Origin of the sequence: Nocardia sp. CDC160, assembly GCF_035818795.1 — a bacterium.
Taxonomy (GTDB): domain Bacteria; phylum Actinomycetota; class Actinomycetes; order Mycobacteriales; family Mycobacteriaceae; genus Nocardia.
This window is the reverse complement of record NZ_JAYKYT010000003.1, coordinates 1,308,871-1,325,556: the sequence shown is the minus strand read 5'-3', so window position 1 is coordinate 1,325,556 and position 16,686 is coordinate 1,308,871. Positions and strand designations below refer to the sequence as shown.

The 16,686-nt window shown below is 68.4% G+C and carries 18 protein-coding genes; 10 read left to right on the top strand and 8 right to left on the bottom strand.

Annotated elements, in window-relative coordinates; genetic code table 11:
• Positions 1-531 precede the first annotated feature (531 nt).
• A complete protein-coding gene (locus VMT40_RS20810) occupies positions 532-1,932 on the top strand; it encodes a S1C family serine protease (RefSeq protein WP_442790028.1) in 1,401 nt (466 codons plus the stop codon).
• Positions 1,933-2,045: 113 nt separating this feature from the next.
• Entirely contained in the window at positions 2,046-2,540 is a 495-nt protein-coding gene (locus VMT40_RS20805; protein ID WP_326307408.1) for a MogA/MoaB family molybdenum cofactor biosynthesis protein, read from the top strand.
• A 223-nt stretch (positions 2,541-2,763) separates the two neighbouring features.
• Here VMT40_RS20805 and VMT40_RS20800 read toward each other — a convergent pair whose 3' ends face one another.
• On the bottom strand, positions 2,764-2,991 hold the full coding sequence (locus tag VMT40_RS20800; protein WP_326360087.1) for a hypothetical protein: 228 nt from the start codon (positions 2,989-2,991) through the stop codon (positions 2,764-2,766).
• 135 nt (positions 2,992-3,126) lie between these two features.
• On the opposite strand from VMT40_RS20800, the gene VMT40_RS20795 reads away from it, so the two are divergent.
• From VMT40_RS20795 to VMT40_RS20780, 4 genes are all read left to right on the top strand, one after another.
• A complete protein-coding gene (locus VMT40_RS20795) occupies positions 3,127-3,798 on the top strand; it encodes an MspA family porin (RefSeq protein WP_326360086.1) in 672 nt (223 codons plus the stop codon).
• Between the two features lie 56 nt (positions 3,799-3,854).
• On the top strand, positions 3,855-4,538 hold the full coding sequence (locus tag VMT40_RS20790) for an MspA family porin (RefSeq protein ID WP_326360084.1): 684 nt from the start codon (positions 3,855-3,857) through the stop codon (positions 4,536-4,538).
• Positions 4,539-4,838: 300 nt separating this feature from the next.
• Positions 4,839-5,519: an MspA family porin gene (locus VMT40_RS20785; protein ID WP_326360082.1), complete on the top strand. Its 681-nt coding sequence runs from the start codon at positions 4,839-4,841 to the stop codon at positions 5,517-5,519.
• A 64-nt stretch (positions 5,520-5,583) separates the two neighbouring features.
• The gene (locus VMT40_RS20780) at positions 5,584-6,264 is read left to right on the top strand and encodes an MspA family porin (RefSeq protein ID WP_326360081.1); all 681 of its coding nucleotides are present in this window, start codon (positions 5,584-5,586) and stop codon (positions 6,262-6,264) included.
• Between the two features lie 82 nt (positions 6,265-6,346).
• Here VMT40_RS20780 and mscL read toward each other — a convergent pair whose 3' ends face one another.
• The 5 genes from mscL to VMT40_RS20755 form a co-directional block, all read right to left on the bottom strand.
• Complete coding sequence (gene mscL / locus VMT40_RS20775; RefSeq protein ID WP_326360079.1) at positions 6,347-6,748, bottom strand: large conductance mechanosensitive channel protein MscL; 402 nt, start codon at positions 6,746-6,748, stop codon at positions 6,347-6,349.
• Between the two features lie 100 nt (positions 6,749-6,848).
• Positions 6,849-7,496: an SAF domain-containing protein gene (locus VMT40_RS20770; RefSeq protein WP_326360077.1), complete on the bottom strand. Its 648-nt coding sequence runs from the start codon at positions 7,494-7,496 to the stop codon at positions 6,849-6,851.
• A 99-nt stretch (positions 7,497-7,595) separates the two neighbouring features.
• Positions 7,596-7,895 (bottom strand): FmdB family zinc ribbon protein, encoded by a 300-nt coding sequence (locus tag VMT40_RS20765; protein WP_326360075.1) that lies wholly within the window; start codon positions 7,893-7,895, stop codon positions 7,596-7,598.
• A gap of 70 nt (positions 7,896-7,965) precedes the next feature.
• The gene (locus tag VMT40_RS20760) at positions 7,966-8,553 is read right to left on the bottom strand and encodes a 5-formyltetrahydrofolate cyclo-ligase (protein ID WP_326360074.1); all 588 of its coding nucleotides are present in this window, start codon (positions 8,551-8,553) and stop codon (positions 7,966-7,968) included.
• Positions 8,554-8,575: 22 nt separating this feature from the next.
• A complete protein-coding gene (locus tag VMT40_RS20755; RefSeq protein ID WP_442790027.1) occupies positions 8,576-10,168 on the bottom strand; it encodes a purple acid phosphatase family protein in 1,593 nt (530 codons plus the stop codon).
• A gap of 287 nt (positions 10,169-10,455) precedes the next feature.
• On the opposite strand from VMT40_RS20755, the gene VMT40_RS20750 reads away from it, so the two are divergent.
• The 4 genes from VMT40_RS20750 to sepX all read left to right on the top strand — a co-directional run bounded on the left by VMT40_RS20750 (position 10,456) and on the right by sepX (position 14,717).
• Positions 10,456-11,394, top strand: a complete 939-nt coding sequence (locus VMT40_RS20750) for a UTP--glucose-1-phosphate uridylyltransferase (RefSeq protein ID WP_326360072.1) — start codon at positions 10,456-10,458, stop codon at positions 11,392-11,394.
• A 65-nt stretch (positions 11,395-11,459) separates the two neighbouring features.
• On the top strand, positions 11,460-12,719 hold the full coding sequence (gene glp, locus VMT40_RS20745) for a molybdotransferase-like divisome protein Glp (RefSeq protein ID WP_326306175.1): 1,260 nt from the start codon (positions 11,460-11,462) through the stop codon (positions 12,717-12,719).
• A 9-nt stretch (positions 12,720-12,728) separates the two neighbouring features.
• Positions 12,729-13,379 (top strand): GNAT family N-acetyltransferase, encoded by a 651-nt coding sequence (locus tag VMT40_RS20740; protein ID WP_326306176.1) that lies wholly within the window; start codon positions 12,729-12,731, stop codon positions 13,377-13,379.
• Between the two features lie 204 nt (positions 13,380-13,583).
• Positions 13,584-14,717 carry a divisome protein SepX/GlpR gene (gene sepX / locus VMT40_RS20735; protein ID WP_326360071.1) on the top strand — a complete coding sequence of 378 codons (1,134 nt, stop codon included), beginning with the start codon at positions 13,584-13,586 and terminating at the stop codon, positions 14,715-14,717.
• An 85-nt stretch (positions 14,718-14,802) separates the two neighbouring features.
• Here sepX and VMT40_RS20730 read toward each other — a convergent pair whose 3' ends face one another.
• Together VMT40_RS20730 and VMT40_RS20725 are read right to left on the bottom strand one after the other, a co-directional pair.
• Positions 14,803-15,750, bottom strand: coding sequence for a hypothetical protein (locus VMT40_RS20730; RefSeq protein ID WP_326360070.1), 948 nt, complete (start codon positions 15,748-15,750; stop codon positions 14,803-14,805).
• Positions 15,750-16,496 (bottom strand): ParA family protein, encoded by a 747-nt coding sequence (locus VMT40_RS20725; RefSeq protein ID WP_326360069.1) that lies wholly within the window; start codon positions 16,494-16,496, stop codon positions 15,750-15,752. The genes VMT40_RS20730 and VMT40_RS20725 overlap by 1 nt, the downstream gene beginning before the upstream one ends.
• Positions 16,497-16,686: the final 190 nt, after the last annotated feature.

Genomic DNA, 16,686 nt, shown 5'->3' with positions numbered 1-16,686 from the left:
CCAGGCTTGGCGACGAGACTCGAGGAGAAACGAGAAATGACCGAGGATTCGAACCAGCGGGGCACCCAGCCCGAGGGCCAGCCTGCCCAGCCGAACCCGCCCGCGACCGGAGGAGACCAGCCCTTCGTCGCGCCCGACGCGCCTGCCGACGATTCGCCTCGAGCCACCGCGGATTCGCCTCGAGCCACCGCGGATTCGCCTCGAGCCACCGCGTCGGGCCTGCCCCAGCGTGACCCGTCCGGCGCTCCCGCGCCCGAGGCCGGGGCCCAGCCCGCCCAGCCCTTCGACGGCTTCTCCGATCCGGCCAAGGCGGCCGCGGCCGGATCCCAACCCGCCCCGGGATTCGGTGCGGCACAGGACTTTTCCGCCGGTGCCGCGCAGGCGCAGGGCGATCCCGAGGCGGCCGGTACCCCACAGCCTCCCGCCGGTGCTCCGCCCGCGGGTTCGACTCCGGCCCACGGCGGCCCGGGCGCGCCGGGTTACGGCGTTGCGGGACAACCGGGTTCGGGTTCGCCCGATCCGGCCACCCAGATCCTGCCCGGCGCGGCCTACGGCGCTCAGGGCGGTCCCCATGGTGCGCCCGGTGGTGTCCCGGGCCCGTACGGCACGGCTTTCGGTGGCGCACAGCCCTATTCGGAGCAGTACAGCGCGGGTCGCCAGCAGACCGAGGAGATCCCGGTCGGCACCCAGCAGTTCCCCACCGGTGCCTACGGCCAGGCGTACGCGGCGTCGGGGGCCGGGTACGCGACGGGACAGCATCCGACACAGGTGATTCCGGGCCAGCCGGGCCAGCCTGGGCAGCCCTACGGTGCCCAGCCCGCGCCCAAGCGCTCCGGCAGGACCGGTCTGGTCGCGGGCGCGATCGTGCTGGCGCTGCTCAGCGGCGGCGTCGGCGGCGGTGTGGTCGCGCTGGTCGATCACAACAACAACACCCCCGTGGCGACCAATGCGCTGGATCAGCCCGTCGGCAAGGGCAAGGCCGAGCCAGCACCGGCGGGATCGGTGCAGGCCGTGGCGCAGAAGGTGCTGCCGAGCGTGGTCATGATCCAGGTGCAGGGCACGCGCGCCGAGGGCGAGGGCTCCGGCGTGATCCTGTCCTCGGACGGCCTCATCCTCACCAATAATCACGTGGTCAGCGGCGCGGGTCAGGGCGCGAAACTGACCGTGGCCTTCAATGACGGCTCGACCTCCCCGGCGACCGTGGTGGGCGCGGATCCGATCTCGGACATCGCGGTCATCCGGGTCAGCGGCAAGACCGATCTCAAGCCGATCGAACTGGGCTCGTCCGCCAATCTGGCGGTGGGCCAGGGCGTGGTGGCCGTCGGTTCGCCACTCGGCCTGGCGGGCACGGTCACCAGCGGCATCGTGTCCTCGCTGAACCGCCCGGTCTCGACCAGCGGCGAGGCGGGCTCGGTGGGCACCGTCATCGACGCCATCCAGACCGACGCGGCCATCAACCCGGGCAACTCCGGCGGCGCGCTGGTCGATATGGACGGCAAGCTGATCGGCATCAATACCGCCATCGCCACCATGGGCACCGCCGAATCGGCGGGCGCGCAGAGCGGTTCCATCGGCCTGGGCTTCGCCATTCCGGTGGACACCGCGCGCCGGGTGGCCGACGAGCTGATCAAGAACGGCAAGGCGACCTACGCCCAGATCGGCATCACCGTGAAGGGCCAGGACGACGCGAACGGCGCGCGCGTGCTCGACGTGTCGCCCGACGGCCCGGCCGCGAAGGCGGGCATCCCGAAGGGCTCGATCATCACCAAACTCGATGACCAGATCGTGGATTCGGGCAATTCGCTGATCGCCGCGGTGCGCTCGCACCGGCCCGGCGACAAGGTCAAGGTGACCTACACCGACGACCAGGGCAAGAACCCCAAGACCGTCGAGGTGACCCTCGGCGAGGCGACCTCGGAGGGCGGCCGATGATGATTCGCGGCACCACACACGCGCGGGCGGGCCGCGAAGCGGTACCGACGATCCGTGTCACAGCGGACGGGGGATGGGAGCTGTTGTCGGACAAGGACGCTACGGTGAGCACCATGGAAATCGATTCCGCAGTGGCGGGCCGTGCTCTTGTCGTGGTCGTCGACGACCGAACCGCCCACGGCGGGGTGGACTCGCTGGGTCCGCTGGTCACCGAACTACTCACCGAGGCCGGATTCCTGGTGGACGCCTCGGTATCGGTGGCCGCCGACGAGGTGGAGATCCGTAATGCGCTCAATACCGCCGTGATCGGCGGCGTCGACCTGGTCATCTCGGTCGGCGGCACCGGCATGTCGCCGCGCGACGTGACCCCGGAGGCCACCGAGGAGGTGCTGGACCGGGTGCTGCCCGGCATTTCCGAGGCACTGCGTTCCTCCGGTCTGGCCTCGGGTTCGCTGGACGCGGGCCTGTCCCGCGGGCTGGCCGGGGTCTCGGGCAGCACGCTGGTGGTGAACCTGCCCGGTTCGCGCGCCGCCATCCGCGACGGCATGGCCACCCTGGGCCCGCTGGCCAGCCGAGTGATCGATGAGTTGTCCGGTCTGTCGGAATGACCGACGCCGAAAGTTCTGATCCCGCCGAGCCGTCAGGTTCCGCGGAGAAACCCCGTCCGGCGCAGCGCCGGGCGGGGTCTCGTCGTTTGACCCCCGCCGAGCGAGCCCGCCTCGCTCGCGTGTTCGGTGACGAGCTGCCGTCCACTACCACGGACGAGCGCACTCCCGAACCCGAATCCGGCCGATCCTCCGATGATTGGCTGCGCTCCCAGGTCCCGCCGCATCACGGCTGAGTCACCTTGCCCCAGAGCGGCTGAGTCACCTTGCCGCACAGCGGCCGAGTCACCTGCTCGATACATTCCTCACCGGCAATATGTCGGCGCTGCCGCATGCCCATTCGCGCACTGACATTGGCATTCGCTAGAGAATTGCTACTTACACGGCTGTAGTTCTTGACGTCTTGTTTATGAATTTGTTGCCATCGAGTAGCTGCTGTGGTTAAGGTCTCCATCGGGTCAACAAAACTACGGCTCCACCGAGTTTGAGTAGCGTGCTTGAACGTTGCTCGAGGTGGGACTGCCGTGCCGTAGTGACCGCTTCAGCCCCGGTGGTCGGGGTTGTCCGCAGAAAAACTGATGAGGGAAACATGAGCGAGAACCGGACTGCCGGTTTGCGTCGCGCCGCCCGTATTGCGGGTGTGGGCGCGGCGGCTTCCGTGGCCTTGGGCCTGATGTCCACCGGCGCGGCCAACGCCGACACCTTCGTGCCGCTGCCGGATGGCCACAAGGCCGGACCGGGCGTCACCATCGATCGTCTCGGCGAGCACGCCGTCATCTCGCCGTCGCTGTCGGCGAACGGCGCGGGCCGCACCGCCTGGCTCTCGGGCAAGGTCGTCGCCACCGTGGACACCCCGGACGGCACCGTCGGCCCGAACAACGGCCCGAAGAACGGCCCCGGTTCGAACAACTCCTCGACCCACGGCACCTCGCAGATCAACACCGGTTACATCATCGGCTGCCAGGTCAACATCTCCGACTCCGCGATCTCCGCGGGCGTCTCCGGCGGCGTGAACCTCTCCGGCGCGAACGCCGGTGGCTCGGTCGGCCTGAACCTCGGCCCGGGCCAGGTGACCTTCGTTCAGGTCAACTCCAAGGACATCCCGAAGTCCGGCACCTACTCCATCGACTACCGCGATGTGCCGGTCGACGTGCAGGGCTGCGCGGGCTACGCCCAGGCGCGCGCCTACACCGTCGTCGAGGTCATCGGCGACAACTACTCCAAGACCACCCTCTACGGGCAGCCGTTCAGCCTCGGCTGACGTTCGGTCACCAATTCATTTCTCGCGTAAGCGATTTCGACCCTAGAGGGAAAATCATGAACGTTCGCAAGACCATGGCGCGGGCCGCCGGGATCGGCGCCGTCGCCACCGCCGCCCTGGGCCTGTTCTCGACCGGCGCGGCCAACGCCGACACCTTCGTGCCGCTGCCCGGCGGTTCCATCACCGAGACCATGGACGACGGCACCGTCGTGACCATCACCATGACCGGCGAGTCGGCCAACATCAACCCGTCCATGGGTTCCACCCCGCTGCACCGCAACGCCTGGGTCTCGGGCTCCGCGCGGGTCCAGCTGTCGGGCACCAACGGCAATGCCGGTGGCAAGATCGTGCCCGGCTACGTGGTGGGCTGCCAGGTCAACATCTCCGGCGGTGGCGCCAACGGCGGTGCCACCGGCGGTGTCGATTTCGGTGATCAGGTCTCGGTCAGCAAGTCCGGCACCGGTCTGTCCGGCGGCGGCAACCTGACCCTGGGCCCCGGCCAGTCGAAGGCCTTCTACATCCTCGATCAGGAAGCCGCCGACGACTTCGGCAGCGAGGCGCACTTCGTGCGCAACAAGTTCAAGGGTGACTCGGGTTCGGTGACCTGGTCGGACGAGACCATCGGCCTGAACGGCTGCGGCGGCTACGCCCAGGCCCGCTCGTTCGTGGCGGTCCAGGTCGAGACCGACAACGTGATCACCTCCTACACGCTGTGGGGTCAGCCCTTCAGTCTCGGCTGATCCAGTTTCCGCTCAGCGGATATCGAAGGGGCCCGGTGCGATTCGCACCGGGCCCCTTTTGCTATTCATAGCATTCTCGACATACCTGCGGGTTTGTGCGGAGCAGTAGGCGATCTCGTTCGCTCACGTCTCAAAGCTCACAGCGGTGATGTAAAGTGCCCTGCGTCGCTACACAAATGCACTTTGAAAGCAGTAACACGGTGGCAACAATGTGGCGGCAAACTCCACTGGGGATTCCGCAAGGGTCCCAATTCAACCTCGGTGGTCGAGGTTGACCGCAAGAACCTGATGAGGGGAAGTATGAGCGAGAACCGCACCCACGGTCTGCGCACCGCGGCCCGTTTTGCGGGCATCGGCGCGGCCGCGGCCGTGGCCATCGGCCTTATGTCCACTGGTGCCGCTAATGCCGACACCTTCGTGCCGTTGCCGGACGGCCAGAAGGTGAACCCGGCGGGTACCGTCACGATCACCCGTACGGGCGAACACGCCATCGTGTCGCCGTCGCTCGCTGCCAACGGTGCCGGCCGTGTGGTGTGGGTGAGCGGCGCCGCCTCCGCGGTGATCACCGATACGCCGGAAGGCACCGCGGGCCCGAACAACGGCCCGGTCAATGGCGCTGGCACGAACAACTCGTCCACGCACGGGATTTCGCAGATCAACACCGGCTACATCGTCGGCTGCCAGGTCTCCATCGGTCAGGACGCGATCTCGGCCGGTATCTCCGGCAGCGTCAGCCTGAACAGCGCGGGCCTCGGCGGCTCGATCGGCGTCAACCTCGGCCCCGGCCAGGTGATGTTCGTCCAGATCGACTCGAAGGATGTCCCCAAGGCGGGCACCTACTCGGTCGAGTACCGGGACGCCGAGATTCAGATTCAGGGTTGCGCGGGCTATGCCCAGGCGCGTGCGTACACGGTCGTCGAGATCATCGGCGACAACTACTCCAAGACCACGCTCTACGGTCAGCCGTTCAGCATCGGCTGAGTGGTCTCCGCCCGCCAAATCCTTTCTCGCGTAAGCGAAATCAAACCCTGAGGGACAATCAGAAATGAACATCCGTAAGACCGTGGCGCGGGCTGCCGGTGTCGGTGCCGTCGCAACCGCCGCTCTTGGCCTGTTCTCCACCGGTGCGGCCAACGCCGACACCTTCGTGCCGCTGCCGGGCGGCGAAATCACCCAAACCCTTTCCGACGGAACCGTTGTCACGGTGAAGCTGGTCGGAGAGTCCGCCACCATCAGCCCGTCGATGGGTGCCACCCCCGTGCACCGCAACGCCTGGGTCTCGGCCTCGGCGCAGGTGCACATCTCCGGTGACACCACCGCCGCCGGCGGCAAGATCTTCCCGGGCTACGTGGTCGGCTGCCAGGTCACCATCGATGGCGGCAACGTCAACGGCAATGCCAGTGGCGGTGTCAGCTGGGACAACTCGGGTAACGCCACCCCGTCCGCCAGCGGCGGCACCGGTGCCAACCTGACCCTGGGCCCCGGCCAGGCCAAGTCGTTCTACGTCCTCGACGAGGAAATGGCCGACGACTTCGGCAAGGAAACCCACAAGGTCCGCAACAAGTTCCAGGGCACTGACGGTTCGGTCACCTGGTCCGACGAGACCATCGGCCTGAGCGGCTGCGCGGGTTACGCGCAGGCGCGCTCCTTCGTGAGCGTCGAGGTCGAGACCGACAACGTGATCAGCTGGGTCACCCTGTGGGGCCAGCCCTTCAGCCTGGGCTGATCTGATTCGCGTGTAAGACCAACGGGCCCGGTGCTTTTCGCACCGGGCCCGTTTGTGTTCCGGCCCTTCGTATCTCGGCCCTTCAGATCTCGTGCTTGCCGCCCGCGCTGCGCTCGGCCAGCAGGTCCCGAATCTGGTGCAGCAGTTCATTGTCCGAGAGCGCCGCGTCCTCCGGATTGGTGAAGCGCGCCTTGGCCCTGTTGGCCGGGACCACGATGAGGAAGTACAGCAGCGCCGCGATGATCACGAAATTCAGCGCCGCGGTAATGATCGGCCCGACGGCCACGAAGGTGGCGGGCTTGTCGGCCACCAATTGGAAGCCCAGGCCGTGCGCGTCGTGCTTGCCGAACACCGCCAGCAGCGGGGTGATGATGCCGTCGCTGAAGGCGGTGACAATGGCGACGAACGCGGTGCCCATGACCACGGCCACGGCCAAGTCCACGACATTGCCGCGTAGCAGAAAATCCTTGAAACCCTTGAGCATTGCCGAAACTCCTCTACCTGAGGGATCGAACGCAGAGTTGGTGGGGAATACGGCGATGCTAGTTCACCGGCGCGCCGGTTCAGTGGAAGGCACTGCCGGTTCAATGGAATACAACCGTCAGCGCGCTGCGCAGGGAGGCCGCGGCCACCGCGGTGGCGCGCCGGGAATCCAGCGCCACCAGCACCACCCGGTCGGTGCGCCCACGCGCGTTCTCCGCACCCGACACCAGCACCACGGCCGCGTCGGCGGCCAAGAGCCGTGCCGGACGGCCGTTTCCGCCCGCATCCTCGCCCGCCACCACGTCCACCCGGTCCCCGGCCCGCAGAATCTCGGCAACGGCATTGTCCGCCAACCGAATCGGGACGATGCGCGCATCGGGCGCGTGCGCCGCCACGGCCGCCAGCCGCGGCCCTACCACCCGCAGGTCGGTGAGAATCTCCCCGGCCGCCAGCGCGCCCGCCAGCGTGGCCCCACGCAGCTTCGCGGCGTCACGGACGGTCCCGGAGGGCAGGGTGGCGGTCTCGCGCGCGGCGGGCCGCAGATCGCCCTCACCCAGGATCTGGCCGGGGGCGAGATCGTGCGCGGCCACCAGCACCTCGGTGTGCCCGGCGCTCGGATCGGCGCGGACGGCGAGAAACAGCGCCAGCACGAGCAGCGCGACCGCCCCGGCCCGCCGCAGTAGGACCGTATCCGCCCACGCGAGGCGGCTACGGAACTCCTGCAGGGATGCTCGGAGCGGTCGCGTCATGCGGGCAGCGTACGGCCGCCCGGAAAGCAACACGCCCGGGTGGAACCCGGGCTGTGGATAACTGGGAGGGTGTGGAAATTCCCCCGTCGGGGGCGCGCGTCAGGCGGCCGACGTGGTGCTGGGGGTGCTCGACGCGGTCGAGGTGGCGGCGCTCGACGAGCTCGACGAGCCGCTGTCCGAGCCGGAGGACGCGGACTTGGCGGGCTCGGCGGAGGTGGAGCCGTTGCGGGAGTCGGTGCGGTAGAACCCGCTGCCCTTGAAGACGATGCCGACCGAGTTGAACAGCTTGCGCAGCTTGCCGTTGCACTGATCGCAGACGGTCAGTGCGTCATCGGAGAAGGACTGCACGATGTCGAACTTGTTGTCGCACTCGGTGCATGCATACGAGTAAGTAGGCATCGGGAAACCTCCACGCTCTTCGTAGAATTAGCACTCTACAGCCGACAGTGCCAACACTACCAATCGGGTGTCAATTCCCGATGTGATCTTCCAGTCGCCGCAGCCCGCCGAACGGGGTCAGTGCCCATCCCATTCGATGGTCGTGGGGCTCCTCCGGCAAACGCGCGACGAGTTCCTCGTCGCGCACCACCGCGACCAATCGCGCATCGGCGCGGCACGCGCTCAAACTGCGATCGTAATAACCCGCCCCGCGTCCCAATCGGACTCCCCGCTCATCGACCGCCAATGCCGGAACGAGAATGGTGGCAGCCATTGCGATCCCATTCGCGACCGGCGCGCCGTCGGGTTCCCGGAGCCCGAAGCGGCCGCGCCGCAAACCCTCCGGTCCGGTGTACTCGGCCCATTCCAGGGGACCGGGCTCACCGGTGAGCGGCAGCAATACCCGCGCCCCGCCCGCGCGCAGCGCGTCGAGCATGGCGAGCGAGCCCGGCTCACCACCCACCGGCACGTACGCGCAGACCCAGCCGTGGTCGCCGAGCTCGGCGACGGCCGCGGCCAGGGCCGCGGCCTCCCGCTCCCGGACCTCCGCCGTCAGGGCCTTGCGCGCCGCGAGGATCTCCGCGCGCCACGCCTGCTTGTCCCGCTCGCCGACCGTCACGCTCCCACGATAGGGAGCGGGCTCAGCGGTCCGAACGCGGGCGGGTGAGGGTGAAGGTGTCGACCGCCTTCAGCTCGCTGGTCGGCCCGGTGAGCGCGTAATAGGTGCCGGTGATGGTGGTATTGCTGCCCGGCTGCCCCGGATCCACGTCGAAAGAGCAGAAACCGTAGGGATGTTCGGCGTCCTTGAACGCCGACCAGGGCGCGTCCTCGAGGACGTACACCGGGGCCTTCTTGCCGGTCGCCGGGTCCACCTCGCCGACGGCGGTGATGACCCGGCACCTGTCGCCGGGAAAGAACAGCTGATTCGACGGCGCGGAGGTGCCGCCGCCGCCGATCACCAGGTGCACGGTGCCCTTGGAGGTGTCCACGACGTCCTTGCGGGTGTCGACGGGCTTGGGGGTGAGGGTCTCCGAGCCGGTCACCCCGCGCACGGGATGTGAACGCTCGTAATGATGTTCGTGCCCGCACAGCACCAGATCGACCTGGTACTTGTCGAACAGCGGCAGCCAGTCCTGTCGGATGCCGAGGTCCGCGCCATTGAACTTGTCGGCCGAGGAGATGGCGACCTGGTGCATGAACACCACCACCCAGTCGATGCCGCGATCGGCCCGCGCCTTGGCCAGTTCGCTTTCCAGCCAACGCTTCTGGGCCCCGCCGGAATACCCCTTGACGTAGGTGTTGCCGCCGTCCTGCAGGCAGATGTCGTCATTGGCGACCGCGATCACCCGCACCCCGCCGACGGTGAACGAGTACCACAGCCCCTTGGCGTGGTCCTCGGCCCCGGCGTCGGGCACCGTGAAATAGGTCTGGAACGCCTGGTAGCCGATGGGCCCGTTGCCCGCCTCGTTCTCGTGATTGCCGGGTGCGGGCATCCACGGCCGGTAGCGGGCCGAGCGGGAGTTGTTGGCCCACCAGTCGTTCCAGGTGCGAATGCGGTCGGTGGCGATATTGGCGTAGCAGAGGTCGCCGTTGACCAGATTGAACAGCGGGGCCAGCGATTCCACCGCGGAGGTGACGTCGCCCGCGTACTGGGAGCCCAGATTGTCGTTGAGGGCCTTGCCGTCGACGATCTTCCCGACGGTCGGGGTGCCCTGGTCGCCGAAGCTGGTGAACCGGAACTTGGCGCGGCCGACGGGCGCGGTGCGAATGGTGCCGAGTTCGGGCGGCGCGCCGTCGTGCCCGGCGGCGTAGACGTAGTCGGTGTCGGGGGACAGGCCGGTGATGCGTGCATGGTGGGCCTGAATCTCGATGCCGGACTTGCCATCCCGATAGGTGCGCGTCTCGGCCTGAACGCTCTGGCCGAAGCCCGAATCGGCGGTGCCGTAGCGCACGGTGGGCTTGGTGACCGAGCCGACGGTGTGCCAGCTGACCACGACCTCGCGCCCGGCGTCGGCCCCGAACTGCAGGTGCAGACCCGAAACCCGCGGCGCGGCAGCGCGATCCGGGCTGGTCACCAATTCGGCCGAGCGCGGCCAGACCGGACCCGAGGAGCCGTTGCCGCGCAGCGCCACCGCGCCGCCCGCGCCGACCGCGAGCCCCGCCAGTCCGGCCACGGCCGACGCGCCGAACAACCGGCGGCGGCTGAGCCCGCGCCCCGGGTCCGGGGAGCTCACCGGCGCCGGATCGGGCGAGTTCGAGGCGGGTGTGGCGGAATCCTGGGTGGAATCGGGGCTGTGGGGATCCTCACGGTCGGTCATGGGTGTCAGCTAACAACCGTTGGGTACGACGGAGGTCACGGCGCGGCGAACATGAAATGAAATGAACAGGTCGGTCTCCCAAGATGGCCCTCGGTCCGGCGTTCGATGCGCCCTCGCGGCTCCGGACCCTTAGGCTCTCGGGGATATCGAGGCGGCCCACGAGCCACTTCGGGGGCAGATGACGGATGGATAGGGTGAATTCCATGACAGCTAATGGCGGCGGAACCGAGGCTTGCTTCCGCACCGCGGTGGTTCCCGCGGCGGGGCTCGGCACCAGGTTCCTGCCCGCGACCAAGACGGTGCCCAAGGAGCTGCTACCGGTGGTCGACACCCCGGGCATCGAATTGGTCGCCGCCGAGGCCGCGGAGTCCGGCGCCAATCGGCTGGTGATCGTGACCTCGCCCGGAAAAGACGGCGTGGTCGCGCATTTCGTCGAGGACCTGGTGCTGGAGAGCACCCTCGCCGAGCGCGGCAAGTTCCATCTGCTGGAGAAGGTGCGCAAGGCCCCGGCACTGCTGGACGTGACCTCGGTGGTGCAGGAGGAGCCGCTGGGCCTGGGTCACGCGGTGGCACAGGCGGAATCGGCGCTGGACGACGACGAGACCGCCATCGCGGTGCTGCTGCCCGACGACCTGGTGCTGCCCTCGGGTGTGCTGGAGCTGATGGCCAAGGTGCGCTCCACCCACGGCGGTTCGGTGCTGTGCGCCATCGACGTGCCCAAGGAACAGGTCAGCGCCTACGGCGTTTTCGACGTCGAGGAATTGCCCGACGGCCCCAAGGACGTGCTGAAGGTCAAGGGCATGGTGGAGAAGCCCGCAGTCGAGGAGGCGCCCTCCACCTTCACCGCCGCGGGCCGATACCTGTTGGACCGCGCCATCTTCGACGCGCTGCGCCGCATCACGCCGGGCGCGGGCGGCGAACTGCAGCTGACCGACGCCATCGCGCTGCTCATCGCGGAGGGCCATCCGGTGCACGTGGTCGTGCATCGTGGGTCGCGCCACGATCTGGGCAACCCGGGCGGTTATCTTCGTGCTGCGGTCGATTTCGCTTTGGAACGCGAGGAATACGGACCCGCCCTGCGCGAGTGGCTCGAGCAGCGGCTCGGGCCGAGCTGGAACCCACAGCTGACCTCGTACGAATAGACCTCGTACGGATAGAACAACCCCAACGGACGAACAGCGGTGGGCGAGACATACGGAAGGGCGGCATGCGCTCGGTTGAGGATCAGCAGATCAAGGTGACCGCTGCGGCTGTCGCGCCGCGGCCGGTTCGGGTCGCGATCAGCGAGGCCCAGGGACTGCTGTGCGCCGAAGACGTGGTGACCGAACGACCGCTGCCGGGCTTCGATCAGGCCGCCATCGACGGATACGCCGTCCGCAGTGTGGATGTCGCGGGCGCGGGCGCGAACATCCGCGACGAGGACGGCAATTCGGTGGACCTGAGCCTGCCCGTGGTGGGCGAGGTGGCCGCCGGTTCCCGGCAGCCCATTCGCCTGCAGCCCCGCCAGACCGTGCGGGTGGACACCGGCGCGCCGCTGCCCACCCTCGCCGATGCCGTACTGCCGCTGGAGAACACCGACGGCGGCCGGGCCCGGGTGAAGGTCTACGAGGCCGTGCGTTCGGGCGATTACGTGCGCCGCATCGGCGACGACGTGCAGCCCGGCGATCTGGCCGTGCGCGCGGGCACCATCATCGGCCCGGCCCAGGTGGGCCTGCTGGCCGCGGTCGGCAAGGACAAGGTGCTGGTGCATCCGCGCCCGCGGCTGTCGGTGCTGTCGGTGGGCGGCGAGCTGGTCGATATCGACCGCACCCCCGGACCGGGCCAGGTCTACGACGTGAACTCCTACTCGCTGGCCGCCGCCGCGCGCGACGCGGGCGCGGACGTGAACCGGGTCGGCATCGTCAGCTCCGATCCCAAGCGGCTGCGCGATGTGGTGGAGGGCCAACTGGTGCGCTCGGAGGTGGTCGTGATCGCGGGCGCGGTCGGCGGCTGGGCCTCCGAGCAGGTGCGCGAGGCCCTCGAGGGCCTGGGCGATCTGGAGATCACCCGGGTGGCCATGCATCCCGGGTCGGTGCAGGGCTTCGGCCTGCTGGGCCGCGACGAGGTGCCGACCTTCCTGCTGCCCTCGAATCCGGTTGGCGCGCTGGTGGTTTTCGAGGTCATGGTGCGTCCGCTCATTCGGATCGCGCTGGGCCGCCGCCATCCCATGCGCCGGGTGGTGCGGGCGCGCACCATCCTGCCCATCGCCTCGATCCCGGGTCGTCGCGGCTATCTGCGCGCGCAGCTCATGCGCGACGAGCAGACCGGCGACTATCTGGTGCAGCCGCTGGGCGGTCCGAACGGCGCGTCCTCGCATCTGCTGGCCACCATGGCCGAGGCCAACAGCCTGATCGTGATCGATCCCGATGTCACCGAGGTGCGCACCGGCGACGAGGTGCGGGTCGCCTTCCTGGCCCAGCGAGGGTAAGGCGTGGACATGAACGTCTTCCGGAGTGCGCAGCACCCGGGGTGGCCAGCGCATCTGGGGCCGGTGCGGGTGGCGGCGGGCACGGTGACCCTGCGGCCGATCCGGCTGCGCGATGCCTCGGCGTGGAGCCGGATTCGCATCCGCGACAAGGACTATCTGGAGAAGTGGGAGCCGACCGGCCGCGGTCCGTGGGAGGCCCGCAACCACTCCAGCAACTGGCCCGCGCTGTGGTCCTCGCTCAAGGCCGAGGCCCGGCGCGGGGCCATGATCCCGTTCGTCATCGAGGTGGACGGCGCGTTCAGCGGTCAGCTCACGGTGGGCAATATCGTGCGCGGGGCACTGCGTTCGGCGTGGATCGGCTACTGGGTGTCGAGCGAGCTGAGCGGGCAGGGCGTGGCCACCGCCGCGCTGGCGCTGGGGCTCGATCACTGCTTCGGTGAGGTGGGCCTGCATCGCGTGGAGGCCACCGTGCGCCCGGAAAACCTTGCCAGTCAGGCGGTTCTGCGCAATGTCGGCTTCCGCGAGGAAGGTTTGCTGCAGCGTTACCTGGATGTGGACGGGGCCTGGCGCGACCATCTGCTGGTCGGCATGACCGTGGAAGAGGTCTCGGGAACCGTGGTGGACAGGCTGATTCGCGCGGGGCGCGCCGCGAAAGCCTGATAACTCGCTGTGCACTGTACAAGCGCGGTTTCCTGTCCGAAATCGTGTGACTAGTGTTGCGGGTGTGGTCGGCGCGCCTTGGGGGAATATCCCTGCGGTGGAATTAACCTACGGACGTCGGTGGTGCGTCCGCCTACCAACGGGTAGGTGCTGCGGGGCACGTCGAAAGGACAACGATCTGGGCTGGACGGAGGTGTGACGGCAATGCCGAATTCGATCTTGTGGATCGGTTTGGTGGTGCTGTGGGTGTTCGTCCTGTTCCCGATGCTCGCCAACCGTCATCCCCGAATCCGTCAGCACACGGACGCCGCCCTGTCCACGCGGGTGTTGCATCGTGGTGGTGCCAAGCGACGCACCAGGAAAGGTCCGGCGACCGGACACGAGACCGACCCGGACTACGTGCCGGTTCGTAGGAAGCTTCAGCACCCGAGCGAGGATCCGGAGGATCGGATGACCAGATCGGACGATAGCCCCGCCGCATCGGACGAGAAGGAAGTCGAGACCGAGGGGTTCAGTGACGAAGCCCAGGTAAGTGCCGCGAGTGCCGAAGCGCCCGAGTCCGAGGCGGATTCGGTCGAGAGTACCGACGAGACACCGGAGGACACCGAATCCGATTCCGCGGCAGTGGAATCCGAGTCAGAATCCGAAACCGTCACCGCCGAGGACGAAGCCGAGCCCGAGGAGATCGAGGAGGAGCCCGAGCCGGTCGCCGCCAAAGCGGAGCCGGTCGCCGCCAAGGCGAAGCCCACCGCCGCGAAGACCGAGGCTCCCCGGCGCGCCAGCGTCCCCGCCCTGCGTGAACCCGACCCCGAGCCCGCGCCGGAACCCGAATCCGATTCCGAGGACGAGGATTTCGTGCCGTCCCGCCGCGGCCGCGGCGGATTCGACCCCGAGGCCGACGCCGCCGCCCGCGCGGCCCGCTACACCTTCCGTCAGCGCGCGAGCCTGGGCTTGGTGCTGGCCACCCTGATCCTGGCCGCCGCCGGTTTCGCCATCGCCCCCGTGCTGTGGTGGGCGTGCGCGGTGTCCGGCACGGTCCTGGTCGCCTATCTGGTCTACCTACGCAGGCAGGTTCGGATCGAGGAGGACATTCGCCGCCGCCGGGCCGCCCGGACGGTACGGAAGCGTACCGACCAGGCCGGTGCGGCGGCTCCCGCCCGCGAACGCCAGCGCCCGGATCGGGAGCAGACCCGCACCCAGTTGCGCCGCGCGGTGCTGGTGGAGCCCGACGACGAGGATCCGCTCTTCGAGCATCTGGAACTGTTCGACGCGGCCGAGGCCCGCGCGACCCGCCAGCGTGCCACGGGCGCTCGCGAACGCCGGGCGGTCGGCGAGTAGGACCCAACCGGTAAGGGACACACAAGGAGAGGGGCCCCGATTCGGATCGGGGCCCCTCTCCTTTGCCGCTGTCGGGCCGCGTGCCTCAGCCGGGAATCTGCCGTTCGATGAGTTCGGCGAGAGTGCGGAGTTTGGCGGCGAATTCGCGCGCCGCCGCCGGATGGTCGGTGGAGCCCTTCACCACCTTCTGGGTGAGCGCGGCCAGCCGCGTCTCGACCGAGCTGAACACGTCGGGGGTGTGCGACTGCTCCTCGACCAGATCGCCGCGCAGCCACGCCTGCAGCCGCCGCACGACCTCGCTCTCGTCGTAGTCCGCGGGCAGTACCGCGACCGCCTCGCGGAGCTTGCCCGCGGTGACCTTCACATCGGCGGCCAGCGTGGTGTACACGGTGACCGCCGCCTCCTCGCCGTGGGCGGCGGCCACCGGCAGCAGCTCCCGGATCTGTCCCTCATTGATGGCGGGCGCGACCGGATGCAGGCGCGCCGCCAGCGGCCAGGCCCGAATCAGCTTGTGCGCGTAGGACCGCTGCATGTCCCACCGCTTCTCCACGTACTCGTCGAAGGTGGCGTGGTCGGCGCGGTAGAGCCGTCCGTCGCGGACGATCTGCAAGGCCCGCCCGGCGGTCCAGAAGGCGATTCGCAGGGCATCGATGGAGGATTCGCAGACCGCGAGCTGATCGGCCTCCGAGCGGCTCAGCGGCCCCTCGCCCCCGGCGGTGGGCAGTGGCAGGTCGAGCACGGACGCTACCGACTCGGGTGCGGCGGGCTCGGGCGTGTCCGGAACCGAGGCGACCGGAACGGCTTTCACCGTCGGCGCCGCCGGGGCGTCGTCCTCCTCCGGCGGTTCCGCGACCGCCACCGATGTCGCGGGCGTCATGAGGACCGCGGTCGCGGCCTTCGACAGTTGCGGCGTGCGCGGCCATTTGGCGTCGCGCAGCGGCGACACCGGGGGAGTGTGCTCGGCCTCGTCGGAGAGCGGATTGCGGCCCAGGCCGCCGCCACCGATGGAACTCTTGCGGCGCTGCGGCGGCATCAGGCGGACACCTCCATCGCGACCCGGTCCTCGGCAATCGAATCCAGGTAGGGCTGGATCAATTCGTCGCCGACCGCCCGATATTCGCCGAGATCCTCGATCGGATTCTCGGCCCCGTCGCCGACCTCACCGTCGGCGGCCTCGCGATACCACTTCCACGCGCTGACGCAGGCTTCGAACACGTCGTATCCCGCGTCCTCCAGATTGCCGCGCTGCGTGCGGTATTCGGTGGAGACATTGACGCCGTTCTTCATGGTGACCGGGACCTTGGTCATGAGCACGCGCACGCGAATGGCGCGATCATTCTCGGCGGCCGCTTCCTCGGCGGCCCGATAGGTACTCGGCACGCGCTTGACTTCCGACGGGCTGACGCTGGTGACGAGAATCAATTCGTCGCTCACCGGCACCGCGGCCTTGAAGATGTCGGCGGATTCGCCACCGGCGTCGACAATGATCACATCGTAATTCCCGGAATTGTCGGCAATGCAGTCGTTCACGTGCCGGGACGGGAAGGCGAGCAGCTCGAAGGGGATCTCCACCCCGGCCTTCTGCAGCCGCCGATACCAGGAATAGCCGGTCTGACTGAGTGGATCGGCGTCGATCACCAGCACCCGAAGCTTGTGCACGCTGGCGAAATACGAGGCAAGGAAGAAGGCGGAGGTTGTTTTTCCCACGCCGCCTTTGAGATTCCCCAATGTCACCACGAGTGGCTCGGGGAGATTCGGTAGCACACCGGATTCGGTCATTGTTCATCCTCCTGATGATGGGGAGGGCAGGTTTTTCCGTCGGTCAGTCTCACACGTGCGTATGCCCGCGCGCGTGACGGCGCGCGCGAAGTCGTGGAATTCCATCGAAATCGGCTGTGTCCAATTGGACACAGCCGTCAATGGTTACCGTTTCGTAATGAATAACACGCATGTCATTCGTTGCACACCA